The 24,046-nt window shown below is 70.1% G+C and carries 23 protein-coding genes; 13 read left to right on the top strand and 10 right to left on the bottom strand.

Features of this window, described 5'->3' with window-relative positions:
- Window positions 1–65 precede the first annotated feature (65 nt).
- The 4 genes from TTY48_RS03165 (at window position 66) to TTY48_RS03150 (ending at window position 4,542) form a co-directional block, all read left to right on the top strand.
- The gene (locus TTY48_RS03165; protein ID WP_220656126.1) at window positions 66–902 is read left to right on the top strand and encodes a rhodanese-related sulfurtransferase; all 837 of its coding nucleotides are present in this window, start codon (window positions 66–68) and stop codon (window positions 900–902) included.
- Window positions 899–1,972, top strand: coding sequence for a GTP-binding protein (locus TTY48_RS03160; protein WP_255585478.1), 1,074 nt, complete (start codon window positions 899–901; stop codon window positions 1,970–1,972). Before TTY48_RS03165 ends, TTY48_RS03160 begins: the two co-directional genes overlap by 4 nt.
- A 159-nt stretch (window positions 1,973–2,131) precedes the next feature.
- Entirely contained in the window at window positions 2,132–3,535 is a 1,404-nt protein-coding gene (locus TTY48_RS03155) for an N-acetylmuramoyl-L-alanine amidase (protein WP_220656125.1), read from the top strand.
- A gap of 77 nt (window positions 3,536–3,612) precedes the next feature.
- Window positions 3,613–4,542 carry an SDR family oxidoreductase gene (locus TTY48_RS03150; protein WP_220656124.1) on the top strand — a complete coding sequence of 310 codons (930 nt, stop codon included), beginning with the start codon at window positions 3,613–3,615 and terminating at the stop codon, window positions 4,540–4,542.
- Here TTY48_RS03150 and TTY48_RS03145 read toward each other — a convergent pair.
- Window positions 4,525–5,121 carry a TetR/AcrR family transcriptional regulator gene (locus TTY48_RS03145; protein ID WP_220656123.1) on the bottom strand — a complete coding sequence of 199 codons (597 nt, stop codon included), beginning with the start codon at window positions 5,119–5,121 and terminating at the stop codon, window positions 4,525–4,527. The genes TTY48_RS03150 and TTY48_RS03145 overlap by 18 nt on opposite strands.
- 135 nt (window positions 5,122–5,256) lie before the next feature.
- Between TTY48_RS03145 and TTY48_RS03140 the strand changes: the two genes are divergently transcribed.
- The 4 genes from TTY48_RS03140 (at window position 5,257) to nrdE (ending at window position 9,037) form a co-directional block, all read left to right on the top strand.
- Window positions 5,257–5,790, top strand: a complete 534-nt coding sequence (locus tag TTY48_RS03140; RefSeq protein WP_255585477.1) for an NADPH-dependent FMN reductase — start codon at window positions 5,257–5,259, stop codon at window positions 5,788–5,790.
- 350 nt (window positions 5,791–6,140) lie between these two features.
- Window positions 6,141–6,389 carry a glutaredoxin-like protein NrdH gene (gene nrdH, locus TTY48_RS03135; protein WP_220656122.1) on the top strand — a complete coding sequence of 83 codons (249 nt, stop codon included), beginning with the start codon at window positions 6,141–6,143 and terminating at the stop codon, window positions 6,387–6,389.
- A gap of 3 nt (window positions 6,390–6,392) precedes the next feature.
- Window positions 6,393–6,857: a class Ib ribonucleoside-diphosphate reductase assembly flavoprotein NrdI gene (gene nrdI, locus TTY48_RS03130; protein WP_220656121.1), complete on the top strand. Its 465-nt coding sequence runs from the start codon at window positions 6,393–6,395 to the stop codon at window positions 6,855–6,857.
- Window positions 6,854–9,037, top strand: coding sequence for a class 1b ribonucleoside-diphosphate reductase subunit alpha (nrdE, locus tag TTY48_RS03125; RefSeq protein WP_220656120.1), 2,184 nt, complete (start codon window positions 6,854–6,856; stop codon window positions 9,035–9,037). The genes nrdI and nrdE overlap by 4 nt, the downstream gene beginning before the upstream one ends.
- Window positions 9,038–9,106: 69 nt before the next feature.
- On the opposite strand, the gene TTY48_RS03120 is transcribed toward nrdE, so the two are convergent.
- Window positions 9,107–11,722 (bottom strand): molybdopterin-dependent oxidoreductase, encoded by a 2,616-nt coding sequence (locus TTY48_RS03120; RefSeq protein WP_220658425.1) that lies wholly within the window; start codon window positions 11,720–11,722, stop codon window positions 9,107–9,109.
- The gene (locus TTY48_RS03115; RefSeq protein ID WP_220656119.1) at window positions 11,719–12,513 is read right to left on the bottom strand and encodes an FAD binding domain-containing protein; all 795 of its coding nucleotides are present in this window, start codon (window positions 12,511–12,513) and stop codon (window positions 11,719–11,721) included. Before TTY48_RS03115 ends, TTY48_RS03120 begins: the two co-directional genes overlap by 4 nt.
- Window positions 12,514–12,619: 106 nt before the next feature.
- Between TTY48_RS03115 and TTY48_RS03110 the strand changes: the two genes are divergently transcribed.
- Entirely contained in the window at window positions 12,620–14,077 is a 1,458-nt protein-coding gene (locus TTY48_RS03110) for a helix-turn-helix domain-containing protein (RefSeq protein WP_220656118.1), read from the top strand.
- A 1-nt stretch (window position 14,078) separates the two neighbouring features.
- On the opposite strand, the gene TTY48_RS03105 is transcribed toward TTY48_RS03110, so the two are convergent.
- A complete protein-coding gene (locus TTY48_RS03105; RefSeq protein ID WP_220656117.1) occupies window positions 14,079–15,410 on the bottom strand; it encodes an amidohydrolase family protein in 1,332 nt (443 codons plus the stop codon).
- Window positions 15,410–17,332 carry a solute carrier family 23 protein gene (locus TTY48_RS03100; RefSeq protein ID WP_220656116.1) on the bottom strand — a complete coding sequence of 641 codons (1,923 nt, stop codon included), beginning with the start codon at window positions 17,330–17,332 and terminating at the stop codon, window positions 15,410–15,412. The genes TTY48_RS03105 and TTY48_RS03100 overlap by 1 nt, the downstream gene beginning before the upstream one ends.
- Before the next feature lie 135 nt (window positions 17,333–17,467).
- Between TTY48_RS03100 and TTY48_RS03095 the strand changes: the two genes are divergently transcribed.
- Together TTY48_RS03095 and TTY48_RS03090 are read left to right on the top strand one after the other, a co-directional pair.
- A complete protein-coding gene (locus TTY48_RS03095) occupies window positions 17,468–18,061 on the top strand; it encodes an NTP transferase domain-containing protein (protein WP_220656115.1) in 594 nt (197 codons plus the stop codon).
- Window positions 18,058–18,873, top strand: a complete 816-nt coding sequence (locus tag TTY48_RS03090; protein WP_220656114.1) for an XdhC family protein — start codon at window positions 18,058–18,060, stop codon at window positions 18,871–18,873. Before TTY48_RS03095 ends, TTY48_RS03090 begins: the two co-directional genes overlap by 4 nt.
- On the opposite strand, the gene hpxO is transcribed toward TTY48_RS03090, so the two are convergent.
- The 4 genes from hpxO to TTY48_RS03070 all read right to left on the bottom strand — a co-directional run bounded on the left by hpxO (window position 18,874) and on the right by TTY48_RS03070 (window position 21,654).
- Window positions 18,874–20,064, bottom strand: a complete 1,191-nt coding sequence (gene hpxO, locus TTY48_RS03085) for an FAD-dependent urate hydroxylase HpxO (RefSeq protein WP_220656113.1) — start codon at window positions 20,062–20,064, stop codon at window positions 18,874–18,876.
- 79 nt (window positions 20,065–20,143) lie between these two features.
- Window positions 20,144–20,464, bottom strand: a complete 321-nt coding sequence (uraH, locus tag TTY48_RS03080; RefSeq protein ID WP_220656112.1) for a hydroxyisourate hydrolase — start codon at window positions 20,462–20,464, stop codon at window positions 20,144–20,146.
- The gene (gene uraD / locus TTY48_RS03075; RefSeq protein ID WP_220656111.1) at window positions 20,461–20,970 is read right to left on the bottom strand and encodes a 2-oxo-4-hydroxy-4-carboxy-5-ureidoimidazoline decarboxylase; all 510 of its coding nucleotides are present in this window, start codon (window positions 20,968–20,970) and stop codon (window positions 20,461–20,463) included. The genes uraH and uraD overlap by 4 nt, the downstream gene beginning before the upstream one ends.
- A gap of 66 nt (window positions 20,971–21,036) precedes the next feature.
- Window positions 21,037–21,654, bottom strand: coding sequence for an LON peptidase substrate-binding domain-containing protein (locus tag TTY48_RS03070; RefSeq protein ID WP_308443051.1), 618 nt, complete (start codon window positions 21,652–21,654; stop codon window positions 21,037–21,039).
- Between the two features lie 37 nt (window positions 21,655–21,691).
- On the opposite strand from TTY48_RS03070, the gene TTY48_RS03065 reads away from it, so the two are divergent.
- On the top strand, window positions 21,692–22,441 hold the full coding sequence (locus TTY48_RS03065; RefSeq protein ID WP_255585476.1) for a maleylpyruvate isomerase family mycothiol-dependent enzyme: 750 nt from the start codon (window positions 21,692–21,694) through the stop codon (window positions 22,439–22,441).
- A gap of 12 nt (window positions 22,442–22,453) precedes the next feature.
- Here TTY48_RS03065 and TTY48_RS03060 read toward each other — a convergent pair whose 3' ends face one another.
- Window positions 22,454–23,074 (bottom strand): hypothetical protein, encoded by a 621-nt coding sequence (locus TTY48_RS03060; RefSeq protein ID WP_220656110.1) that lies wholly within the window; start codon window positions 23,072–23,074, stop codon window positions 22,454–22,456.
- 124 nt (window positions 23,075–23,198) lie between these two features.
- On the opposite strand from TTY48_RS03060, the gene TTY48_RS03055 reads away from it, so the two are divergent.
- Complete coding sequence (locus tag TTY48_RS03055) at window positions 23,199–23,948, top strand: maleylpyruvate isomerase N-terminal domain-containing protein (RefSeq protein ID WP_220656109.1); 750 nt, start codon at window positions 23,199–23,201, stop codon at window positions 23,946–23,948.
- The last annotated feature ends 98 nt before the right edge of the window (window positions 23,949–24,046 follow it).

The following is a 24,046-nucleotide window of genomic DNA, read 5'->3' as shown; positions in this document are numbered from 1 at the left end:
GCGCTCCGCACGGAAGCCTTGCGCGCAGGCTGAGCGCAAGGCGGTCTCGATAGACTGGGGCGGTCATGGGAAAGATCGTGCTGTTCTACGTGTTCACCCCGCTCGCCGATCCGGAGGCGATCCGGCTGTGGCAGCGGTCGCTGTGTGAGGCGAACGGTCTGCGCGGCCGGATCCTGGTGTCCCCGCACGGGATCAACGTGACGGTGGGGGGCGAGATCCGCGCCGTCAAGCGCTACCTGCGCGCCACCAAGGAGTACCCCGCGTTCGCGCGGGCCGACGTCAAGTGGTCGGACGGCTCCGCCGACGATTTCCCCAAGCTCACCGTCCGGGCGCGCGAGGAGATCGTCACCTTCGGCGTGCCGGACGAGCTGGTCGTCGACGCCGACGGGGTGCGCGGCGGCGGCACCGCACTCAGCCCGGAGGAGGTGAACGAGCTGGTGCGGCAGCGCCCCGATGCCGTCTTCTTCGACGGACGCAACGCGATCGAGGCCGAGATCGGGCGCTTCGCGGGCGCGGTGGTGACCCCGGCGAAGACCACCCGCGACTTCGTCGGCCTGCTCGATTCCGGTGAGTACGACCATCTCAAAGGCCGGCCGGTGATCACCTACTGCACCGGAGGGGTGCGCTGCGAGGTGCTCAGTGCGCTCATGCGTAACCGCGGCTTCGGCGAGGTCTATCAGCTCGACGGCGGGATCGCCCGCTACGGCGAGCGGTTCGGCGACGGTGGTCTGTGGGAGGGCGCGATGTACGTCTTCGACCGCCGGATGAGCCTCGAATTCTCCGACCACAGCAAGCGGATCGGACGGTGCGCCCAGTGCGGCACGCCCACCTCGAAGGTCGCGAACCTTCCCGAACCCCACGACCGGGAACTCGCGGTGCTCTGCGAGGACTGCGCATCGTGAGCCGGCGCCCCGTGCCCGTGGTGGTGGTGGCGGGATACCTCGGCGCGGGTAAGTCGACGCTCCTCAACCACCTGCTCAGCGGCGCCACCGGTGCCCGCATCGGGGTGGTGGTGAACGATTTCGGGGCGGTCAACATCGACGCCCTCCTGGTGGCGGGCGCGGGCGGTTCCGGGGCGGTCCAGACGGTCTCGCTGAGCAACGGTTGCGTGTGCTGCACCGTCGACGACGACGAACTGGAGGACGTGCTCGGCGCGCTGGCCGCCCGCGAGCTCGATGTGATCGTGGTGGAGGCCTCCGGGTTGGCGGAGCCCGCCGCGATGGTGCGTCGGGTGGTGCTCGCGGAGGACCCGCGGATCGACTACGGCGGCCTGGTCTACGTGGCCGATGCCGCGCACCTCCACGACACGCTGCGCCGGCATCCCTCGCTGCGGCATCACCTCGCGCTGGCCGACCTCGTGGTGCTCAACAAGATCGATCTCGCCACGGACGCGGATGCGGTGCACGCGACGGTGCGCGAGCACGCACCGTCGGTCCCGATCGTCCGGACGGTGGAGGCCGCGTTGCCCACGGAGCTGCTCGTCGACCCCGAGGTGCTCGCCGAACGCGCTGCGGAGCGTGAGCGGGCGCCGCGACAGCTGACGCTCGACGAGGCTCTGCGCGCCGAGGAACAGCACGACCACGATTCGCACGAGCATGCTCACCTGCACGACGGGTACGCCGCCGTCGACGTGCAGACCGGTCCGCTGGACGCGCGCCGCGCGGCGGACCTGCTGTGCGACCCTCCGCCGGGAGTGTTCCGGGTGAAGGGCTTCGTCACCGTGGCCGACGGCACCCGGCTGGAGGTGCACACGGTGGGACGGCACGTGCGGACGGCTCTGGAGCGTGGCCGCCGGTCGGGGGAGCCGTCCGTGCTCGTCTTCCTCGGTATCGACCTCAATGAGGCCGATATCCGTGCCCGGGTCGAGGCGTGCGCGGGCACGGCCGAATCGGCCGCGGACACCGCCGCCGTGCTCTCGCTGTTGCGTTTCTCGACTGCGGCCCAAGAGGATTCGGCGATCACCGAACTCTGATCGGACTCGGCCCGAAGATAACGGAACGGTAACGATCGCCATCCGGGTTTCCCTAAAGTCTCAATTGATGGTTCACTGTTTCTCGTGTGACTGATGTGACGAAAGTTGCACAAGAGACTCGGAAGGAGAGCGGCACCACTTCCCCGGTGCCCAGCTGCCATGAAGAAGACCAGTGTTCTCGCAGGTTCGCTGGCCGCTGCTGCCGTCGCGTTGTTCGCGACGCCCGGCATCGCGGCCGCAGACCCCGCACCCGCTCCCGCAAAGCCCCTCGACGGCAAGACCGTGTTCCTCGACGCCGGTTCCTCGGTCTCGTCCGCGATCGACCAGGCGAAGAAGGTCGCCGACGGTCGCGGCGGCACCGTTCCGTGCGTGAACCCGGTGGCCATCGCGGCCAACGGAACCCCTGATCACAAGGTCAACTTCGCCGTCACCAAGATGGTCGAGGCCGCACTCCAGAGCCAGGGCGCCAAGGTGATCCTGTCCCGCGCCGACGACGCCGGCTTCGGCGGTTGCGTCGACCAGCGCGCCGCCGCGGCGAACAAGTCGGGCGCCGACCTGGCCGTGAGCATCAACAACATCGTGCAGGACGCGGCCCAGCGCGGCTTCCTCCTCGAAACCCCGGCCGCCGGTGCCGCCGACGCCAAGGTCTCCGATGCGCAGGCCGTGAGCGCCCCCGCGAGCACGGTGGTCCGCGACGCGCAGCGCCTGGGCGGCTTCATCCCCGCGCAGTACCTGGGCGGCAAGGACGGCATCGCGCAGACCGCGAGCGCGCTGCCCTCGCTGGTGAACATCCCGCTCGTCTACGCGAACCTGGGCAACCTCGCCAACCCCGAGGACGCCGCGCTGCTCACCTCGCCCGACGGCCAGGTGCAGTACGCCGCCACCATCGCCAACGGCGTCATCGCGCAGCTGACCGGCAAGCCGGTGGCGGGCAAGGCCGTCGCCGAGCCCGTGCAGGCACCGGTGCAGACCGATCCCGGCGCGATCCCGCAGCCGCCGGCCGGCACCGCCCCGGCCGCTACCGCCCCGGCCGGTACCGCACCCGCGGTGACCGCGCCGACCGCACCCGCAGCGACGGTTCCCACCGCTCCGGCACAGACGCCGATCGTCCCCGCCGTCCCCGGTGGCACCGCGACCACCCCGGTCAGCCCCGTCACTCCCGGAACGCCGGGCACCTCGCCCATCGTCTCGGGCGTCCCGATGCTCCAGGGCGGCGCCCCGGCCGGCACCGTCCAGGCCCCCGCGGCCACGGTCCCCGGCGTGGCGGCCCCCACCGCGGCACCGGCACCGTCGGTCTCGATCCCGGGCGTGGGGCAGCTGACGCTGCCGCAGCTCCCGCAGGTCGTGATCCCCGGCCAGAGCCAGCCCCTCGGCGTCAACACCCTGTTCGAGATGGGTCCGAAGGCCGTCGAGTTCCTGGCCAGCCCGCAGGGTTCGCAGCTGGTGAACACCCTGATGTCCAGCCCGCAGGCGCTCAGCGCGCTGCAGTCCGCACAGGGTCCCGGCGCCGCCGCGGACATCCTGAAGTCCATCCTGGGCGCGGGCGCGCTGCTTCCCCGCTAACACCCCAGTAGCTTCCGTCGGGGACGTCACGCCCCGGCGGGAAGCGGTAGCGCGGCCCGTTCTGGCAAGCTGGCGATATGGCACTTCGCGATATCGTCCGGCTCGTCCACATGGCCCCGCCGATCAAGGACCTGAAGGGGAAGAAGGTCCTCGTCACCGGCGCGGCCAGCGGGATCGGCCGCGCTACCGCTGATCTTCTCGCGGCGCACGGCGCCGAGCTCGTGCTCACCGATATCAACGCCGAGCAGCTCGACGCCGTCACCCGCCACGTCACCGCCCTGGGCGCGAAAGTCATCGCGTCCAGGGCTTTCGACGTCTCCGACTACGACGCGGTGGTGGCCTTCGCCGATGAGGTGCACGCCGCTGCCGGCTCGCTCGACATCGTGATGAACATCGCCGGGATCTCCGTGTGGGGCACCGTCCAGAACCTCACCCACGACCAGTGGCGCAAGACCGTGGACGTCAATCTCATGGGCCCGATCCACGTGATCGAGACCTTCGTGCCGCCGATGATCGCCGCCGGTCGCGGCGGGCAGCTGGTCAACGTCGCCTCCGCCGCGGGACTGCTGGCGCTGCCCTGGCACTCCGCGTACTCCGCCGCCAAGTTCGGTCTCGTGGGCGTCTCCGAGGTGCTCCGCTACGACCTGCGTCGCTACAACATCGGCGTCAGCGTGGTGTGTCCCGGCGCGGTGGACACCGGCCTGGTGAAGACGGTCGAGATCAACGGCGTCGATCGCACGAACCCGAAGGTGAACAAGGGGATCGACTCGTTCCCCAAGGTCTCGCCGGAGAAGGCCGCGCGGGCCATCATCGCGGGCGTGCTGAAGAACAAGTACCTGGTGTACACGTCCTTCGACACCCGCTTCGGCTACTTCTGGAAGCAGAAGTTCGCGCCTCCCTACGAGATCGCGATGCGCATCGCCAACGATCGCTTCGCCTACCTCGCGAAGATCTCCGAGCGTGGGCAGCAGTCGGAGCCGAAGCAGCTCTCAGAGCGCGGTCAGTAGGAGTACGTGCTCCGTCCAGACCGCGTCCAGCGCCTCCTGCGAGACGCCGGAGGCGAGCTGGTGGAGCACCCAGGCCGGGCTCAGTGTGGCCATGAGCGCCGCGGCCCAGACGTCCGCGTGCTCCGTGCGGCCGGCGGCTACCAGCATCGAGCGCACCGTCATCGCGGACACCCGCCACGGGGGCTCGTCGTAGGGATCGCGGGCGGCCTGCTCGGCACCGCGCAGGAGATCGCCGTGGCGCGCGATCATCTGCATCCGGGCCTTGCCGTACTCGACGAGGCGCTGCTGTGGATCACCGCCTGGGCCGAGCGGCGGCGGGCCGAACATGAAGGTCTGCTGCAACTCGATCTCGTCGTGGTCGAGCAGGGCCTGGAGCAGTCCCGCGCGCGAGCCGAAGCGCCGGAACACGGTGCCCTTGCCCACGCCCGCGGCCTGCGCCACGGCGTCCATGCTCACCGCGTCCACGCCGTGCTCGGCGAACAGCCGCTGCGCGGCGTCGATCAGCAGTTCGCGGTTGCGCGCGGCATCGCGCCGCGGGCCGGCCTGCGGCTGGGCGAGGGGGATCAGTGGACCGGTCATCGAAAGTGAGCGTACCGGGCCCGATTTGCGCTCACCATGATCCGGGGGAAGAAATCCGGACCGAAGTCCGTTAGCTTGGGGCGGATGTCGCCCGGTCGGGCGCACCGCACCGCTTGGAAACGAGGAGTCGAGAACATGTCCGACATCACCGTGCTCGCGATCGTCGGATCGCTGCGCAGCGCATCGCTCAACCGCGAACTGGCCGAGGTGATCGCCGAGAATCCGCCGCAGGGCGTGCGGATCGAGATCGCCGACGGCATCGCCGACGTGCCCTTCTACAACGAGGACATCGACGGTGCCGACGCGCCCGCTCCGGCGGCGGCGCTGCGCGACCGGATCCGCGACGCCGATGCGCTGCTGCTGCTGGCGCCCCCGAACAACGGCACTCTGAGCGCGGTCCTCAAGAACGTCATCGACTGGGGCTCGCGCCCTTACGGCGCCAGCGCACTGTCCGGCAAGCGGGTGGCGCTGGCCGGTGTGGGGCACCGCCTCGACACGACTCTCGCGGATGCGGAGCGGGCAGTCACCATCGCCGGCGGGGAGGTCCCGGAGGGGCTGGTGGTGGAGTTCCCGATCTCCGGTCTCGAGGGCAAGTCGCCGCGCGAGCACGACGAGGCCGTGCGCCGCGCCGGGGACCTCGTGGCGCGCCTCGTCGAGCCCGTTCGCTGACACGCCGGGCGCGTCGGTCGGCGTGTCGTGACTTCCCGGCGTGTCCTGGGGATTCACGATGAAAAAGGGCGATCGGCCGACTTGCGACCTGGTAATTTCACGAATGTGGTTCGCAAGTGGTTGTGTTGCTTCCCGCAGGGCACCACTAGGTGTAGTGTTCTGAGCACTGCGCGAGCGGACGTCCCCACGGAGCGTCGAGTGCGCTCCGAAGGGTCGATGACGGGTCATTCGGAACGGCTGGGTTCACGCAGGCAAACGCCCCTCGGGGCGGCGAAAACTTGTCAGTCCATCGATCCATAATCGAGTTCCGAGTAAGCCTCGGGGTCGAGTCCAGCGAAGGGGAGCCGTCCATGAGCCAGGTCGAGATCACCGTCTACACGAAGCCCGCGTGCGTGCAGTGCAATGCCACGTACAAGGCGCTGGACAAGGCCGGGCTCGAGTACCGCGTCGTGGACATCACGGAGGAGCCGGAGGCTCGTGACTACGTGATGGCCCTCGGCTACCTGCAGGCCCCCGTCGTCGTCGCGGGTGAGGATCACTGGTCGGGCTTCCGTCCCGACCGGGTCAAGGCGCTCGTCGCCGCCACGGCCACGGCCTAGGCCATGTCGGGCCCGCTCGTCGTCTACTTCTCATCGGTGTCGGAGAACACGCACCGATTCGTGAAGAAGCTGGGCCTGCGCTCGCAGCGCATCCCGGTGACGCGGGTGGATGAGCCGATCACGGTCGACGAGCCCTTCGTCCTGATCACCCCCACCTACGGCGGCGGGAAGCAGGCCACGGCGCTCTCCGGCGGGGGATACGTTCCCAAGCAGGTGATCCGGTTCCTCAACAACGAGCACAACCGCTCCCTGATCCGGGCCGTGATCGCGGCCGGTAACACCAACTTCGGCGAAGAGTTCTGCTACGCGGGCGACATCATCTCCCGTAAGTGCCGGGTCCCTTACCTGTACCGATTCGAGCTCATGGGCACCACCGAGGACGTGCACCGCGTCCGCACCGGGCTCACCGACTTCTTCGCCGCCTCCGAACACCGCACCACCGACCGCAAGGAAACCGCGCGCTCATGACCGCAACCCAAGAAGACCTCGTCCCCTCGGCCAGCCAGTCCGGTGTGCACTCCGGCCCCGGTGGTCATTCCGAGCTCGACTTCCACGCGCTCAACGCGATGCTGAACCTGTACGACAAGGACGGCCGCATCCAGTTCGACAAGGATCGCGAGGCCGCGCGGCAGTACTTCCTGCAGCACGTGAACCAGAACACCGTGTTCTTCCACAACCTGGACGAGAAGCTGGACTACCTCGTCGAGGAGAACTACTACGAGCCCGAGGTGCTGGACAAGTACAGCCGCACCTTCGTCAAGAACCTCTTCGATGCGGCCTACGCAAAGAAGTTCCGGTTCCCCACGTTCCTCGGTGCGTTCAAGTACTACACCAGCTACACGCTGAAGACCTTCGACGGCAAGCGCTACCTGGAGCGCTTCGAGGACCGCGTGTGCATGGTGGCCCTCACCCTGGCCGACGGTGACGAGAAACTCGCCACCAGCCTCATGGACGAGATCATCGCGGGCCGCTTCCAGCCCGCCACCCCCACGTTCCTCAACTCGGGCAAGAAGCAGCGCGGCGAGCCGGTGTCCTGCTTCCTGCTGCGCATCGAGGACAACATGGAGTCGATCGGCCGCTCGATCAACTCGGCGCTGCAGCTGTCCAAGCGCGGCGGCGGTGTCGCCCTGCTGCTCAGCAACATCCGCGAGCACGGCGCACCGATCAAGAAGATCGAGAACCAGAGCTCCGGCGTGATCCCGATCATGAAGCTGCTCGAGGACTCGTTCAGCTACGCCAACCAGCTCGGTGCCCGCCAGGGTGCCGGCGCGGTGTACCTGCACGCGCACCACCCCGACATCTACCGCTTCCTGGACACCAAGCGCGAGAACGCGGACGAGAAGATCCGCATCAAGACCCTCTCGCTGGGCGTGGTGATCCCCGACATCACCTTCGAGCTCGCCAAGAACAACGACGATATGTACCTGTTCTCCCCGTACGACGTGGAGCGGGTGTACGGCGTGCCCTTCGCCGATGTGAACGTCTCGGAGAAGTACCACGAGATGGTCGAGGATTCCCGGATCCGCAAGACCAAGATCAACGCGCGCGAGTTCTTCCAGACCCTCGCTGAACTGCAGTTCGAGTCGGGCTACCCGTACATCATGTACGAGGACACCGTGAACCGGGCGAACCCGATCGCGGGCAAGATCACCCACTCGAACCTGTGCAGCGAGATCCTGCAGGTGTCCACCCCGTCGACCTACAACGACGACCTGTCCTACGCCGAGATCGGCAAGGACATCTCCTGCAACCTGGGCTCGCTGAACATCGCGAAGACGATGGACAGCCCGGACTTCGGCGTCACCATCGCCACCGCGATCCGTGGCCTCACCGCTGTCTCGGACCAGACCGCCATCACCTCGGTGCCGTCCATCGAGCACGGCAACAACCTCAGCCACGCCATCGGCCTGGGGCAGATGAACCTGCACGGCTACCTGGCCCGCGAGCGCGTCTACTACGGCTCGGACGAGGGTGTCGACTTCACGAACATCTACTTCTACACGGTGCTGTTCCACGCGATCCGCGCATCGAATGCCATTGCGCGCGAGCGGGGTCAGTCGTTCGGTGGCTTCGAGGACAGCAAGTACGCCTCCGGTGAGTTCTTCGACAAGTACACCGAGCAGGAGTGGAAGCCGGCCACCGACAAGGTGACCCAGCTGTTCGCCGACGCCCAGATCCACATCCCCACGCAGGACGACTGGCGCGCGCTGAAGGCGGACGTGCAGCAGTACGGCCTGTACAACCAGAACCTGCAGGCGGTGCCGCCCACCGGCTCCATCAGCTACATCAACCACTCCACCAGCTCGATCCACCCCGTCGCGGCGAAGGTCGAGATCCGCAAGGAGGGGAAGATCGGCCGCGTGTACTACCCGGCGCCCTACATGGACAACGACAACCTGGAGTACTACCAGGATGCGTACGAGATCGGCTACGAGAAGATCATCGACACGTACGCCGCCGCCACCCAGCACGTGGACCAGGGGCTCTCGCTCACGCTGTTCTTCAAGGACACCGCCACCACCCGCGACGTGAACCGTGCCCAGATTTACGCATGGCGCAAGGGGATCAAGACGCTGTACTACATCCGCCTGCGTCAGATGGCACTCGAGGGCACCGAGGTCGAGGGCTGCGTCAGCTGCATGCTGTAGTCGGGTATGTGAACAAGGGGAGCAGGCCGGAGGAGCAGTCCTCCGGCCTGCTTCGTGTTCGCGGACCGATCACGGTAGGGACGATGCCCGCCAGACCCTGTCCCGGGAGAGCGGTAGTTCCCGGATCGGGGTGCCGATGGCGTCGGCGACCGCGGCGGCGAGGGCAGGGGCCACCGGGTTGTAGGGCGCCTCGCTCATCGACTTCGCGCCGAGTGGCCCCAGTTCGTCGTAGGTCTCGGCGAAGACCACCTCCGTCTCCGGCGCATCGCCCATCTGCGGCACGTGATAGTTCCGCAGCTCCGGGTTCTCCACCGCACCGGACTCGTCGATCCGCATCTCCTCGTACATCGCCGTGCCGAGCGCCTGCACCACCGCGCCCTCGATCTGGCCGCGCAACTGCTCGGGGTTGAGCACCGTTCCCGCATCGGCGGCGTGCACCGACCGCAGGATGCGCACCTCGCCGGTTTCCCGCCGCACCGCGACGACGAATCCCTGCACGTTGAAGGCGAGCGAGCGCGGCGTACCGTCGTGCCGCCCACGCCCGATGATCCCTGTGGCGCTGCGCAATTGCGCTCCCGAGAAGGACTCGGTCCCGTGCGTGGCGCGCAGCTGCGCCGCCGCGTCCTGGGCCGCGGCCAGCACCGCCCGCCCGGCGACCACCGTGCCGGCCGAACCGAACGCACCCGTGTCGTGGCCGACCGCGTCGGTGTCGGACTGCCGGATCGACACCTCGTCGGGGTCGCAGCCGAGCGTCTGCGCCACGAGCTGTCCCAACACGGTGGTGGTGCCGTTGCCGAACTCCGCGGTCCCCACCGACAGCAGGGGACCGTCGGCGGTGAGCTCGACGGTGGCGTCGGCGATGTGGCCGCGCGGCGGCAGCGTCGCGATCATCGCGAGCGCCGCGCCACGGCCCACCGCCCATCCCGCCGGGGCGTCCACGGGCGGGCCCAGCCGGTCATGCACAGCATCGAGGCACTGATCGAGACCGTAGCTGCCGCCGTAGGTGAGATCGCCATCGGCCGGATCGGGGCCCGCCACATGGAAATCCACCAGTGGGTCGCCGGCGCGCACCGCGTTGCGGCGCCGGAACTCCACCGGGTCCAGACCGGCCTGTCGAGCCAGCTCCGTCATCGCGCCCTCGATCGCGAAGCCCACCTGCCCCAGGCCGTATCCGCGGAAGGCGCCGGACGGCAACGTGTTCGTGTACACCGCCCGCGCCTCGATCCGCTTGTTCGCGCAGCGGTACACCGCCGTCGATTCGCTGCAGCCGTGGAACATCACCCCGGTCGAGTGGTTGCCGTACGCACCGGCGTTCGCCAGGACGTCGATATCGAGCGCGGTGAGCACCCCGTCGGCATCGCATCCCGCCCGCACCCGCACCCGCATCGGATGCCGCGACGGTGCCGTCACGAATTGCTCCCGCCGCGTCATCTCGCACTGGACCGGCACACCGAGGCGCAGCGCGGCATGCGCCACATACGCTTCCACCAACATCTCCTGCTTGCCGCCGAAGCCGCCGCCCACCCGGCCCGTGAGCACCCGCACGCGATCGCGGTCCAACCCCAGGAGCAGCGCCAGTTCGTCGCGCACCAGGAACGGGACCTGCGTCGAACTGCGGACGGTGAGCCTGCCGTCGTCACCCGTCCACGCCCGTGCGCAGTGGGTTTCCAAGTGCACGTGCTGTACCCGGCCCGTTCGCCACACCTCGTCGACGGTGAAGGCCGCATCGTCCAGACCGCGGTCGGCGTCGCCGGTGTGCGCGGACCCCGCGGCCACCAGATTGCGCGCCGGATCGGCGATCCTGGATGCGGCGTCCTTATCGCCGTGCACTCGTACGTCGCTCGTCAGCGCCTGCTCGGGATCGAGGACGGCGGGCAGGATCTCGTACTCGATCGTCACCGCCGCGGCGCCGCGTTCGGCGGCGCGCGCATCGTCGGCGATCACCGCCACCATGCGCTGCCCCGCGTACCGGGCGATCGGGTCGTACAGGAGCGTGTCATCCGGGTCGTCGGCGCGGTCGTGGTGCCGCGCCCACGAATGCAGCACTCCCGGATCGTCGTCCGGCCCCAGTACCGCCCGCACTCCGGGGATGGCGAGCGCCGAGGTGGCGTCGACGGTCAATACGCGGGCGTGGGCGTGCGGGCTGAGCACGAAACGCAGGTGGAGGGTGCCGGGCGGCGCCTCCTCGTCCAGGGTGAACGCCGCCGCGCCGGTGACGACCGCCGCGGCGGCGGGGGCGCGGGGACAGTCCGCACCGGGCGCGCCGGCCAGTGCGCTGCGGACGGATCGATAGCCCGTGCACCGGCAGAGATTGCCCTTGAAGGCCTCGGCCTCGGCGCGCGGTCCCTGCCCGGCCCGGTGCGCCGCCGCCGTGACCACCATTCCCGGCGTGCAGTAGCCGCACTGGAATCCTGCCGCCGCCACGAAATCCTGCGCGACCGAGCAGGTCTCGCCCGGGGCGGCCAGGCCTGCCGCGGTGACGATCTCGGCACCGTCGGCGCGGAACGCGGGCGTGATGCACGAGTGCCGCGCCGCGCCGTCCACCAGCACGGTGCACGCGCCGCAGTCGCCGTGATCGCAGCCCCGCTTCACGGCATGGGTGCCCAGGTCGCGCAGTACGGTGCGCAGGCATTGTCCGGGGGCCGGGTCGACTTCGACGGCACGGCCGTCCACGGTGAGCTTCACGACGTCCACCCCAGTTCGTCGGCGATCTCGGCGGCGAGCACCCCGACCACCGCGCGCCGCCAGTCCGCCGCGCCGTGCACATCGTCGACGAAGAGCTCGTCGGCGATGACGCTGCCCGTCGACGCCCACGGGGTGCCGGCCCCGAGAACGACGGGCCGGTGCGTCGCGGCCGTCACCACGAGGCGTGGCGATCCGTCGGCCGCGGTGCGGCCGATGAGCAGCGCTCCGGAGCGGCCGCGGTCGGCCATCGCCGCCTTGCGGAGCGCCGTCGGCGAGGCCAGCGCCGTCGCCGGGAAGTGCAGGCTGCGGATCAGGTCTCCCGGGCCGAGCACGGTGCGTCCGCTCCCGCGCACGAAATCCGCGGCGGCCACCACGTCGGCCGTCCCGTCGGCGCGCCACACCAGGACCTCCGCATCGAGCGCGACCGCGGCGGCGATCATCGCCCCCGCGGGGTACGCGAGCGCCAGGTTCCCGCCGATCGTCGCAGCGCCCAACACCTTGAACGAGGCCAGCAGACACTGTGCGGCCTCGCCGAACAGCCCCGTGGCGGGCCATGCCGCGGGGTAGTCGAACCCGGCCAGCTCGTCGAGCGTCGCGGTGGCGGCGACGTCGACGCCGTCGGATCGCACAGTGACCGGGCGCCACCCGAGCGCCATGAGGTCCACGAGCACCGTCCGGTCGAGCTGCGGTTCGGAGAAGACCCAGGTTCCACCGGCCACGAACAGCCCGGATACGGGGAGCGCCTCCCGTTCGGCGGGGGCGATCACGGTGTGGATGGCGGGGAGGTCCATGGGGTGATTCAACGGGGCCCGCGCGCCCCCGGATACCGCTCGCGCTACGAAATCCGGTGGTTACACGGCGCCGTTATTGTGGGAATCTACGACGGAAGGAGGCGGCGTGCGGCTCGGCGAACTCATCGACATCCCGGAGTTCCGGCTGCGGCTCCTGGTGGATCCCGGGGAGGCACGCGCGGTGGAGCTGGGCCGGGTGTTCACCACCGATCAGCCCGTCCCCGAGCGCTACCTCAGCGGCGGCGAGCTGGTGCTCACTGGCCTGCTCTTCCACTCCGGTGATGCCGCCGAATCCGAGCAGTTCGTGCGGTCCGTGGCGGCCGGCGGGGCGGTGGCGATCGGCGCCGGCATGGACCACTTCGGTGCGGTGCCCGACCACTTCGTGGACGCCTGCTCCCGCGCGGGAATGGCGCTGTTCGCGGTGCCCGCCGATGTCTCCTTCGGTGATCTGACACACGCCTTCATCCACGCGGCGCAGCGCCAGGCCGAGCAGGTGCACGCCGCCCTGGATCGCTCCCGCAAGTTGCTCGCGGCGCTGGCCGAGGGGAGGGCGCTCGATGAGATCGCCGCTTCGGTGGTGGCGGCCACCGGCATCGGCTGCCAGTTGCTCACCGCCGCGGGGAAGCGAGTCGCGGCGGTGGGGCTCGCCACCACGGACGCCCAGCTCGACGAGATCGCGGCCGCCGCACAGTCGGCCCGCAGCTTTCCGCTCGCGGTATCGGGAGGAACGCTCGTCCCGGTCGGTTCGCGCCGCACTCTCGCGACCGCCTGGTACCTGTTCCTCGGCGCCGCACCGGCGGCGATCCCCCGCGACGCTTGGGACGCCTACGACGAGTTCATCGCCATCACCTCGCTGGTGCGTGCGCGCGAATCGGATGTCGCGCGGCTCGCCGATGCGGACGGTGACGCCGCGGTCGCAGCGCTCGTCGCAGGCGATGGCCGCCTCGGCGCGGGCACCGTCGTGGTGGTCCGGGGCGGCGATCCGCGGCTGCTGCGTGGCCTGGTCCGGGATGCGCTCGTGGCGCTCGCCGGGGTGACGGTGGGCGTCGACGAGGGTGATGTGATCGCCCACCTGCCCGGCGGTGCAGTCGGCTCGGCCTGCGACGAGCTGCGGCGGCATCTCCTGCGCGTGGCGCCGGCCCTCGACGGCCCGGTGCGGATCGGGGTCTCCGACCCCTCGCCCGCCGAGGGCGTGGGCGGCGCCGTGCGCGCGGCCCGGCTGGCCGCCGATCTCGGCGACGGGCCGGTGTCCCTGCACACGGCGGCCGAACTCAGCTCGGCCCGGGCATTGTTCGCCTATGTGCCCGACCGGGTGCGCGAGGACTTCGTGGCCCGCGTACTCGGACCGCTCATCGACCACGACGAGCGTTCGGGGTCGGACCTGTTGGCGACGCTGCGCGTGTTCCTCGCCACCGGCGGGTCCTGGGTGCGGACCGCGGACGAGCTGCACCTGCACCCGAACTCGGTGCGCTACCGGATCGCCAAGGCGGCGGAGCTGACCGGCCGCGACGTCTCGGACAACCGCGCGCGGGTGGACGTCTCCCTCGCACTCGAACTGCTCTGACTCACAGCGCGGGCGAGAGCACCTGGCGCCCGCGCACGTAGGTCGAAGCCACGGCGTCCTCCCGCATGGTCATGAGCAGCGTGAACACCGCAGCCTCGGAACCGCTTCCGCAGTGCTCGAGCGAGGCCCGGAGCCCGGAGGAGCGGTGAGGATCGACCACCACGAAGTCGGCCTCCTTGCCCGCCTCGAGGTTGCCGATGCGGTCGTCGAGGTCGAGTGCGCGGGCACCGGCGAGGGTGCACAGGTCGAGCAGGGTTGCGGCATCGAGCGCCACCGAGTCGCGATCGCTGAGGTGCACCTTGTACGCCGTGTTCGCGACCCGTGGCAGCAGCCATTCGTCGCCCGCCCCCACGTCGGTGCCGAGGGCCACCGTGACCCCCGCGTCGATCGTGCGCCGCCAGGGCATGGTGCCCGAGCCGAGGAAGAGCTGCGAGACCGGACAGTGCGCGATCGACGATCCCGCCGCGGCCAGTGCGGAGAGTTCGCCGTCGTCGCAGTGGACCGCGTGCGCGAACACCGAACGGCGACCGAGGAAACCGGCGTACGCATCGAGGTAGTTCGTGGTCCCGTACGCGCGGCGCACCGCGGCGACCTCACCGTCCGGGCCGGAATCGTTCTCGGAGAGGTGGGAGTGGAAGTAGACGCCGTCGCCGCGCACCTCGTCGTAGAAGTCGGCGAGCCGGCGCATCTCGGCGGGCGCGAGGGAGAGGGCGAACCGCGGTACCACCGCCGACCGCACGAGTCCGTCGCCCGCGCCGTGCCATTCGCCGATCTCGTCCCGGCACAGTCCGAGCGCGGTGTCGATGTCGGTGAGCAGGGGTGCCGCCGCCGCGGGTCCGAGCGTCTGGACGCCGCGGCCCGAGATCGTGCGCAGGCCCCAAGCGAGGGACTGCGTGTACAGCGCCTTCTGCGCTCCGGGGAAGGCGGACCCGAAGACCAGGGCGGTGGTGGTGCCCGCCGCGGCGCGACGCGCGCAGAAGGCGTCGGCCGCGATGTCCGCGAACGCGGGATCGGCGAGCCTCGCCTCGGCGGGGAAGATGCAGCGCTCCAACCACGTCAGGAGCCTGCCGCCCCCGTACGCGCCGGTCGAGAACACCTGGGGGAAGTGCACGTGGGTATCGACGAACCCCGGTAACACGAATCCGTCCCGATGATCGACGACGGGCGCGGCGCCGTATTCGGCGGGCAGGTCGGCCCACGCCCCGCGGAAGCCGATCGTCCCATCCGAGCGGACCGCCAGCGCACCGTCGACCTCGATGCGGAGCGCGGGGCCGTTCGAGCCGGGAACGGTGTCGACGAGCCGGGAACGGAAGACGGTGGTGGGCAGGGCCATCACCACCTTCCCTCGATCGAGGGACCCGCGCCGAGCGCGGACGCGATCGGGTTCGCGTTCGCGACGGTGTCGTCGAAGCGGTAGTTGACGATCTTCGCGATCTCCACGACAGCGAAGGCCCGCTCGGTGGCTGCGGAGTTCTCCAGTCGTTCGCGGCCCGAGCGCACCACCCGGTCGTAGCGTGCGATCTCCCGGGCGCACACCACCAGCGGGAATCCGAACTGGTCGCGGTAGGCGACGGCGAGCGCATCGACCTCGGCGCGCTCGTCCGGACCGAGATCGGCCAGCGCGGTGTGATCGGCGGCGAGGGCGGCACCCTCGGCGTCGCGGGCGCCCAGGTCGGGGAAGCTGCGGATCAGCTCCGCCTTCTCGGCATCCGAGCCGGAGAGGATGGCTTCGGCGAAGGCCGCCCGCAGATCCCCGGTGTCCGCGAACGGCGCCCCGGCGAACGCGCGGTCGAGCACCCAATCGCTGTTCTGCACCACGGCGCCGAAGGTCTCGCCGAACTGCTCGCGCGACATCGCGTTCACCTCGGGCAGCGTGATCACGCCGTCGGACGGGCCACCCGCGACCGCGGGTCCCTCTCGCCGTCCCACGTGGAAGAACAGCAGGTTCAACGCGATCGCGGTCACGCTGCCGAGCGTGATGCCCGAGCCGAACAGGATCTCCAGCCACGGCGGCACCGCCTCGGAGACCTTCGGATAGGTGGTCACCAGGATGCCCATGCCGAGTGAGGTGGCCACGATGATCAGGTTCCGGTGATCGGAGAAATCGACGCGGGACAGCACCTGGATGCCGATCACCGCGACCGTAGCGAACAGCGTGAGCGCAGCCCCGCCCAGGACCGGCGCGGGGATCGACGCGACGGCAGCGGCTCCCTTGGGAAGCAAGCCGAGCACGATCATGATGCAGCCGGCCGCTGCGACCACCCAACGGCTCTTCACACCGGTGAGCCTGACCAGTCCTACGTTCTCCGAGAAGCAGGTGTAGGGAAAGGAATTGAAGACACCGCCGATCACGGAGGCGACGCCGTCGGCCCGCACGGTGGCGGCGATCTCCTCCTTGCCGATGCGTTTGCCGACGATGTCTCCGGTCGCGAAGACGCTGCCCGTGGACTCGACGGCGATGATGAGCATCACGACGATCATCGAGATGATCGCGACCGGATCGAAGCGGGGAAGCCCGAAAACGAAGGGATGGGCGAAGCCGACGACATCGGCGCGACCGACCTCGTCGAAGGACGCGTCGCCCAGCAGGAAGGCGACCGCGGTCCCGCCGACGAGGCCGATCAACACTGCGACCGTCTTCATGAAGCCGCGGAAGAAGCGCTGGATCAGGACGATGACCGCGATGGTCCCGAGCGCGTACAGCAACCAGCGGATGTTCCCGGGATCCTCCTGGCCGGTATGCGGATTGGTGACGGCGTCATGTGCGCCCACCGGCAGCAGGGAGATGCCGATCAAGGTGAGGACGGTACCCGTGACCACCGGCGTGAAGAACTTCAGCAGTCGCGCGAAGTACGGCGCGATGAGGAAGGTGAACACCCCGGCCACGATCACCGCGCCGTAGGCGTAGAGCAGCCCTGCGGTGCCGCCGCCCTTGCTCAACGCGATGGCCACCACCGGGCTCACGCAGGCGAAGGTGACACCTTGAAGCAGCGGCAGCCGCACGCCCACCTTCCAGAAGCCGACCGACTGGATGATCGACGCGATCCCGCAGGTGAACAGGTCGGCCATGATCAGCAGGCGCAGTTCATCTGCGGACAGGCCGATCGCGCGGGCGATGATGATCGGTACCAGGACGGCGCCGGCGTAGAAGGCGACGACGTGCTGCGCGCCGTAGGCCACGAGCCGTCCCGCCGACGGTACGCGGTCGACAGGGTGGGGCTGGACCGCGGATGTCGGCCGGAGCGAGGTGGTCATGCCGCCCAGAGTGCACCCGGTTCGCCACGGCGCGCGTGTGCCGGAGAAACGAAAAGTGGAGCCCCGCCCCGCCGGCCTTTGGAGGATCGCACAAGCGCCGCGCGAGGCCGGCGGAACCGTGCCTACACTGCGGCGATGCCGATCGAACTGCTCGCCGAACAGGCGGAACCGCGCCTCACCGGGGTGCTGCTCGCCGCCGGTGCGGGAACTCGGTTCGGCATGCCCAAGGTGCGAGCGGCAGGCGGCCGATGGGCACGAACCGCGGTGCGCGCACTGGCCGACGGTGGATGCACGCGAGTCCTGGTGGTGCTCGGAGCCGATCCCACGGCGCACATCCCCGGCGCCGAGATCGTGGTGGCCGGCGACTGGTCGGTGGGGCTGAGCCGTTCGGTGGCGGCGGGTCTCGCACGCGCCCGCGGCGACGTGGTCGTCGGGCTGGTCGACACCCCCGACATCGGGGCGCAGTGCGTGCGCCGCGTGATCCGCGCCGGGCGCAGGTCCGAAGGCGGCACGGCGCGTGCGGAGTACGACGGCGTACCCGGGCACCCGGTGTATCTCGCGGCACGGCACCGGGAGCCGCTCATCGCAGCACTGCTCGGCGCGGGCCCCCGGGATGCGGACCGGGGCCTGGGACCGCACCTCCCCGAGACCACCGAGCTGATCGACTGCGGGGACCTCGCCACCGGCCTCGATATCGACCGGCCGGTTCCGATCGGGGGTGCACGATGAACCGCCTTCTCCCGGAATCCTTCCGGCGAGCGGTGACCGCGGCCTCCGGAGACATCGCGGTGGCGACCATCGACGAGGTCACCCGCCCCGCGCCGCTGCCCGTCGGCGAGCAGCTGCTGGTGTGGGAGCACGGAGTGGTGGGCACCGTCTCCGCCGGATGCGTGGAGGGCGATGTGGTGGCCGCGGCGCATCGGGTGCTCGCCGACGGCCGCCCGCGCACGCGGACGTACGGCCCCGGTGGTGGCCCGTTCGCCGCCACCACGTGCGGCGGCACGCTGCGGATCGGTATCGAGCGATTCCCGGTGCTCGACCCGGATTCCACTCTCGCCGCCATCGCCGCGCGCAGCGGCAGGTGCGAGCCCCGGCGGCGACTGTTCCTGGTGGGCGCGACCAGTCTCGCGGCGGCCCTGGCCGGGCTCGCGGGACCGCTGGGCTACCGGGTGGTGGTGATCGACCCGCGTCCCGCGTTCGCCACCCGACTTCAGGTGGACGAGGCCGACGAGGTGATCTGTGGCTGGCCCGACCGGGTGCTCGCGGAGGCGCAGGCCGGTCCCGCCGATGCACTCGTGCTGCTGACGCACGACGAGCGCTACGCCACAGACGTTCTCGCGGAGGCGCTGCGCAGCGGTCTCGGCTACGTGGGAGCACTGGGATCGGCCGCCACCGGGCAGGGCCATCGCGCCGCGCTCGCGGGGGAGCTCACCGCTGCGGAGGTCGCGCGACTCCGCTCGCCGGTGGGCATGGCGATCGGCGCCAGCGGGCCGGCCGCGATCGCCGTGTCGATCGCGGCCGAGCTGATCGCCCTGGGGTAGTCAGTCGAGGACGCCGCCGCCCAGGTTGACCGGACTGTCCTCGATGTTGCCGACGATCCCGCGGATGATCCCGGCACCGTCGGCGCCCCGGAGTCCGTCGTACCAGGCCTGCGTGACCTGAGGATCGAAGGCGTGCGTCTCATCGCCGCGCTTGCGGGCGCGCAGAACGAGATCGCCCGCCCGCTCGGACCGGATCTTCTGGTACCGCAGCAGCGTGTCCTGCACCGAGACGGTGTTGGTCGCGACCGCGATGCCCAACGCGAAGGAGTCCTCCAGGGCCGAGCACGCGCCCTGGCCGATATCGGGGGCCGTGTTGTGCGCGGCATCGCCGAGGATCGCGACCCGCCCCCGCACCCACGTGTGGAACGGATCGATGTCCCAGATCTCGACCCGGTTGATCGAGGTCGCGGGGTCGATGCTCGCCAGCAGGGCCTGCACTCCCGGCGCCCAGTCGTCGAACGCCGCACGCAGGGGCGCGATCCCGTCGGACGGGTCGTACGGGAGTCCGTGCTCCTGGGGGACGTCGAACCAGAAGTAGAAGCGATCGCCCGCGATCGGCATCACGGCGGCGCGCTTGCCCTCCGCGACGTAGGTGGTCCACTGATCCGGTGGCCCGATCTCCGCGGACAGCGGCACGAGTCCGTTGAAGTTGGTGTAGCCGGAGTACTTCCGTTCGATCCGCGGTGCGCCCTCCGGTGTCACGTAATCGCGCACCGTCGACCGGGCCCCGTCGGCGCCGATCAGCATGTCGGCGGTGTCCGTACTGCCGTCGGCGAAGGTCGCGGTCACGGTGGTCCCGTCGTCCGCCACGTCGACCAGCTGCCTGCCCAGATGGATCCGATCCATCCCGAAGGTGTCCATCAGCAGGGCCTGCAGATCGGCCCGGGCCACGGGATAGGGCTTCTGGCCCGTCTGCGCGGTCACAGGGGCGAGGCTGAACCGGCACAACTGCTCACCGCTGTGACCGTCGAGGTAGGCCATCGTCGCCATATCGCCGCCCAGCGCCGCGACCCGGTCCGGCAGCCCCAGCCAGTTGAGCACCTTCACACCGTTGGACCACAGCGACAGCGCGGCGCCCACCGGCCGGTTCTCCCGCATCTTGTCGTAGATCGTCACGTCGTGTCCGAGCCGGCGCAGGGCGATGCCGGCGCTGGTTCCGCCCACGCCCGCGCCGATGATGATGACCTTCATGTCCAGCACGCTATGCGGGCCGTGTCACACGGGTATTTCCGATCGGGCCCAGGGGATTACGACGATGTTTCCGCGGCGGTCAGCTGCCCCGGTAGGTGGTGTACGAGAACGGGCTGAGCAGCAGCGGAACGTGATAGTGGGGAAGGCCCGCCACGGTGAAGGCGATCATCACGAACGGGTGGAAGCTCTCCTGCCCGGTGTCCGCGAAGTACCGGCCGGTCTCGAACCGCAGCAGGTAGTCGCCGTCGGGCAGGTGCTCGGGCCCGAGTGCCAGCCGTCCGTCGGAATCGGTACGGCCGCGATCGATCTCCGTCCCGTCGGCGCGCGCGAGCACCGCCTCCACGTCGGCGGCGGGGGCGCCCGCTACCGAATCCAGGATGTGCGTGGTCAGATGGCTCATGCGGTGGCCTCCTCGGGTAGATCGGATCGCATGCGCAGGGTGGCGATCTCGCGGAGCGCGTCGAGTCCCTCGGCGATCTCCGTCGCGTCGTCGTTCGTCAGTCGTCGTTGCGCCTCCACGAGGATCTCCTGTGCTGATCGTCCCGCCGCACGCACCAGGAAGACACGGCCGAAACGAGATTCGTAGGCGGCATTGGCGGCGGCGATCTCCGCCCGCACCGCGGTATCGGCATCGGACACCGCGGCCTGCTCCGAGGCCGAGGCGCGTGCGTCGGCGTCGTTACCGGTGGCCCGCTGACCGATTCGCGGGTGGTGGGCGAGAGCCGCGTCCAGATCCTCGGCAGTCCACTCCGCGGACAACGCCGAGGCGTGCTCGACCAGCTCCGCGGTCGACCCGTAGGGCCGGGCGGCCACGACCGCATCGGCCCAGGCCGGAACCGCCGCCCACACGCGCACGAGGCGCGCGGCGTCGCGGGAGTCGAGAGCGTTGAAGTCACTGAGCTGCACGGGCTCAGCTTAATGACACCGCGGCGATCGCACCGGACACGGCGGCGCCGGACGGTCGACTCCGCGCTACTGCAGGCGGAACCGCAGCGAGGCGATCACATCGTCGAGTGCATCGGTGAGCAGGCGAATCCGATCGGCCGGCCCCGGCGCCGCGAGGGCCCGGTGCCGATCGGCATCGGACAGCGGCAGCGCGCGGGCGAGGAAGTAGCTGCGCTCCACCCGATTCTCGGGGAGCTTGAGCTTGGGCCACCGTCGCGGCTTGGCCCCTTCGCGGCGCGCGAGTTGCGCGGCGAGGCGTTCGATCTCGTCGCGTTTGCCGAGCAGGGGGATGAGGTCGACGGCGGGCTGCACCTCGTCGGGCCACGGCTCCGCCTCGGCGAGCGGGTACGGGTCCTCGGGGAGCCAGCTCCGTACCCGGATCCGCTCCGTGCCGCGGCACACCAGAGTGAACTCGCCACCCATCCGGCGCACGTAGCGGTCGATCTGCGCGACGGTGCCAACATCGGTGCGGACGTCGCCGCCGCCCACCTCGCTGCCGCGTTCGATCAGGACGACGCCGAACCGGCCGTCGGTCGCCAGGCAGTGCTCCACCAGCCGCCGGTAGCGCGGTTCGAAGATGCGCAACGGCAGCTCCTCACCCGGCAGCAGCACGGCGCCCAACGGGAACATCGGCAGTTCGGTCACGGCTCCAGCATGCCCCTTCGGCGGTATCGTCGCGATCATGATGGGCCCGAACGATTGGATCGCCGCACTCGAACGCGACGGCGCGGCCGTCGCGGCAACACCCGCCGAGCGTCTCGGGGAGGATGTGCCGAGTTGCCCCGGCTGGACGGTGCGCGATCTGATCGTGCACCTCGGCGCGGTGCACCGATGGGCTGCGACCTTCCTCGTGACCGGCCCGGACTCGACGGAGCGGTTCGCGCCGATCGAGGACGATGCGCCGCACGGCCCGGCCGTGACCGACTGGTACCGCGACCGGTTGACGGGCCTGGTGGATGAGCTCCGCCGGCACGACCCCGATGAGCCCGCCCGCTACTTCGCGGGCCGCACCACCGCGCGGTTCTGGATGCGACGCCAGGCCCACGAGACGGCGGTGCACCGATGGGACGGCGAGAATGCTTCGGCTGCGGCACATCCCGTCGATTCGCTGCTCGCCGCCGACGGCGTCGCGGAGTGGGCCGAGGTCTTCGCCCCGCGGTTCCTCTCCCGTGGACCGGGGTTGCCCGCCGAACTCGCCGGGCGCACCGTCCACCTGCACGGAACCGATCGCGACGATGCCGAATGGACCTTCACCCTGGCGCAGGACTCGCTCGCACTCGCGCACGGCCACGCGAAGGCCGATGTGGCGTTGCGCGGTGACGCCTCGGATCTGTATCTCGCGCTGTGGCGGCGCGTGCCCCTGGGCGCACTCGACATCCACGGCGACCGCGCAGTGGCCGAGGCCCTGCTCGATGCCGTGCGAATCACCTAGGCACTGAGGAACCTAACGAACGCGCAGCTCCCGGATCACTGCGTCGACCTTGCCCCGCGCCTCGGCGTTGGCCTTGTTCGCCCCGCCGAGGAAGTACGACGTGGGCGTGGTGTCCAGAACGACGATGGTGAACCAGTCCGTCTCCGCGGACTTGTCTCCCTGTGGGGTGATGTTGACGTTGAGATCGAGGCGTGTGCCCGCGACCGGACCGAAGCGGACCGGGGTGGTGCGGCGATCGACCGTCTCCTTCGACGCGTCGTTCGTGATCGCCGGATTCGGGAAGCGGCACAGCGAGAAGGCGATCGCCATTCCCATCGTGTCGTGGCTGCCGGGCTCGACGCGCAGGCGGCCGACCTCGACGAGATTCATCACATTGCCGCCGGGGGAGTAGCGCGCGGAGGCAGTGGTTGCGGCGCCGCGCGAGAACCCCGTGCCGAGGTCCCACCCGGCGACGAGGGGTGCGGGGAAGGTGAGTGGTGCGGTGCCGAACAGGCCGCCCGCCGTCGACGGCGGGCCGACATCGGGCGACGAGGCGCACCCCACGCTGTTCGGCTCCGCCTGTGCGACGGGCGGCGCGAGAACAGCGACCGCCGCGACGGAAGCGGCCGCCACGAGTAGTGTCCGGAGCTGCATGACATTCCCCATTCGTGATGTTTGATACTGAATTCGGACGATAGCAGCGGCCCTTCCGGACAGCGCGCGAAACGGCTGAACTGAACCCGACGTGCGACGAGCCCGCCACTCGTAAGGTCGGGGAATGGCCACTGCCCTCTGGTTCGACTCCATCGCCGCCGACGGTGCCCGCATCGCCGCTACCGACCCCGAGGGGCTCGGCCGGCCCGTGCCGAGTTGCCCGGGGTGGACGGTGCGTGACCTGGTGATCCACACGGGCGCCGCGAACCGATGGGCCACCATGTTCCTGCAGGCGGGTGCCGATTCCACGGATCGATTCGTGCCGGACGTCTCCGACGCACCCGACGGTGCTGCCGTGCTCGGCTGGTACGCGGGAGTGGTCGCGGCTCTGCTCGACGAGCTGCGCAGGCACGATCCCGACGAGCCGGCCCGGGCCTTCGTCGGGCGGACGAAGGCCAGGTTCTGGATGCGCCGCATGACGCAGGAGGTATCCGTGCATCGCTGGGATCTGCAGAACTCCCTGCCCGACGGGGCGGAGGCCATCGCTCCGGCGGTCGCCGCCGACGGCATCACCGAACTCACGCAGATGCAGATGCCGCTGATTCTCGGGAGGCAGGGGCTCGCGCCCGAGCTGGCGGGCAGGGTGATCGCGATCGTGGCCACCGACACCGGCGACGAGTGGGTCGTGCGGCTGCGTGCGGACGGCGTCGATGTACTCGGCGGTGAGGACGCTCTCGCGCCCGCCGACCTCACTCTGCGCGGCACCGCCTCGGATCTGGAGCTGGTGCTGTGGCGTCGATTGCCCCTCGACACGGTCGAGGTGCGTGGCGAGCGCGCCGTGATCGAAGGCCTGCTGGCGACCCTGGTGATCTGACCGGGGCGGTGGTGGGACGTGCCGCGACACGCCGAACAGGCTCGATGACACAACACCTTGCGTTGCCGGGAACTGTCAGACCCAAGGGGTAGTGTCAT

The sequence above is a fragment of the Tsukamurella sp. TY48 genome (assembly GCF_019656655.1).
GTDB lineage: Bacteria > Actinomycetota > Actinomycetes > Mycobacteriales > Mycobacteriaceae > Tsukamurella > Tsukamurella strandjordii.
Note: the sequence above shows the minus strand (reverse complement) of the source record. Positions and strands in the feature narration are given on the sequence as shown.

Excerpts from the sequence above, each read along its gene's own strand:
- TTY48_RS03165 (WP_220656126.1), top strand. The coding sequence starts at position 66 with ATGGGAAAGATCGTGCTGTTCTACGTGTTCACCCCGCTCGCCGATCCG.
- TTY48_RS03155 (WP_220656125.1), top strand. The coding sequence starts at position 2,132 with ATGAAGAAGACCAGTGTTCTCGCAGGTTCGCTGGCCGCTGCTGCCGTC.
- TTY48_RS03150 (WP_220656124.1), top strand. The coding sequence starts at position 3,613 with ATGGCACTTCGCGATATCGTCCGGCTCGTCCACATGGCCCCGCCGATC.
- TTY48_RS03145 (WP_220656123.1), bottom strand. The coding sequence starts at position 5,121 with ATGACCGGTCCACTGATCCCCCTCGCCCAGCCGCAGGCCGGCCCGCGG.
- TTY48_RS03140 (WP_255585477.1), top strand. The coding sequence starts at position 5,257 with ATGTCCGACATCACCGTGCTCGCGATCGTCGGATCGCTGCGCAGCGCA.
- nrdH (WP_220656122.1), top strand. The coding sequence starts at position 6,141 with ATGAGCCAGGTCGAGATCACCGTCTACACGAAGCCCGCGTGCGTGCAG.
- nrdI (WP_220656121.1), top strand. The coding sequence starts at position 6,393 with ATGTCGGGCCCGCTCGTCGTCTACTTCTCATCGGTGTCGGAGAACACG.
- nrdE (WP_220656120.1), top strand. The coding sequence starts at position 6,854 with ATGACCGCAACCCAAGAAGACCTCGTCCCCTCGGCCAGCCAGTCCGGT.
- TTY48_RS03115 (WP_220656119.1), bottom strand. The coding sequence starts at position 12,513 with ATGGACCTCCCCGCCATCCACACCGTGATCGCCCCCGCCGAACGGGAG.
- TTY48_RS03105 (WP_220656117.1), bottom strand. The coding sequence starts at position 15,410 with ATGGCCCTGCCCACCACCGTCTTCCGTTCCCGGCTCGTCGACACCGTT.
- TTY48_RS03100 (WP_220656116.1), bottom strand. The coding sequence starts at position 17,332 with ATGACCACCTCGCTCCGGCCGACATCCGCGGTCCAGCCCCACCCTGTC.
- TTY48_RS03095 (WP_220656115.1), top strand. The coding sequence starts at position 17,468 with ATGCCGATCGAACTGCTCGCCGAACAGGCGGAACCGCGCCTCACCGGG.
- TTY48_RS03090 (WP_220656114.1), top strand. The coding sequence starts at position 18,058 with ATGAACCGCCTTCTCCCGGAATCCTTCCGGCGAGCGGTGACCGCGGCC.
- hpxO (WP_220656113.1), bottom strand. The coding sequence starts at position 20,064 with ATGAAGGTCATCATCATCGGCGCGGGCGTGGGCGGAACCAGCGCCGGC.
- uraH (WP_220656112.1), bottom strand. The coding sequence starts at position 20,464 with ATGAGCCATCTGACCACGCACATCCTGGATTCGGTAGCGGGCGCCCCC.
- TTY48_RS03065 (WP_255585476.1), top strand. The coding sequence starts at position 21,692 with ATGATGGGCCCGAACGATTGGATCGCCGCACTCGAACGCGACGGCGCG.
- TTY48_RS03060 (WP_220656110.1), bottom strand. The coding sequence starts at position 23,074 with ATGCAGCTCCGGACACTACTCGTGGCGGCCGCTTCCGTCGCGGCGGTC.
- TTY48_RS03055 (WP_220656109.1), top strand. The coding sequence starts at position 23,199 with ATGGCCACTGCCCTCTGGTTCGACTCCATCGCCGCCGACGGTGCCCGC.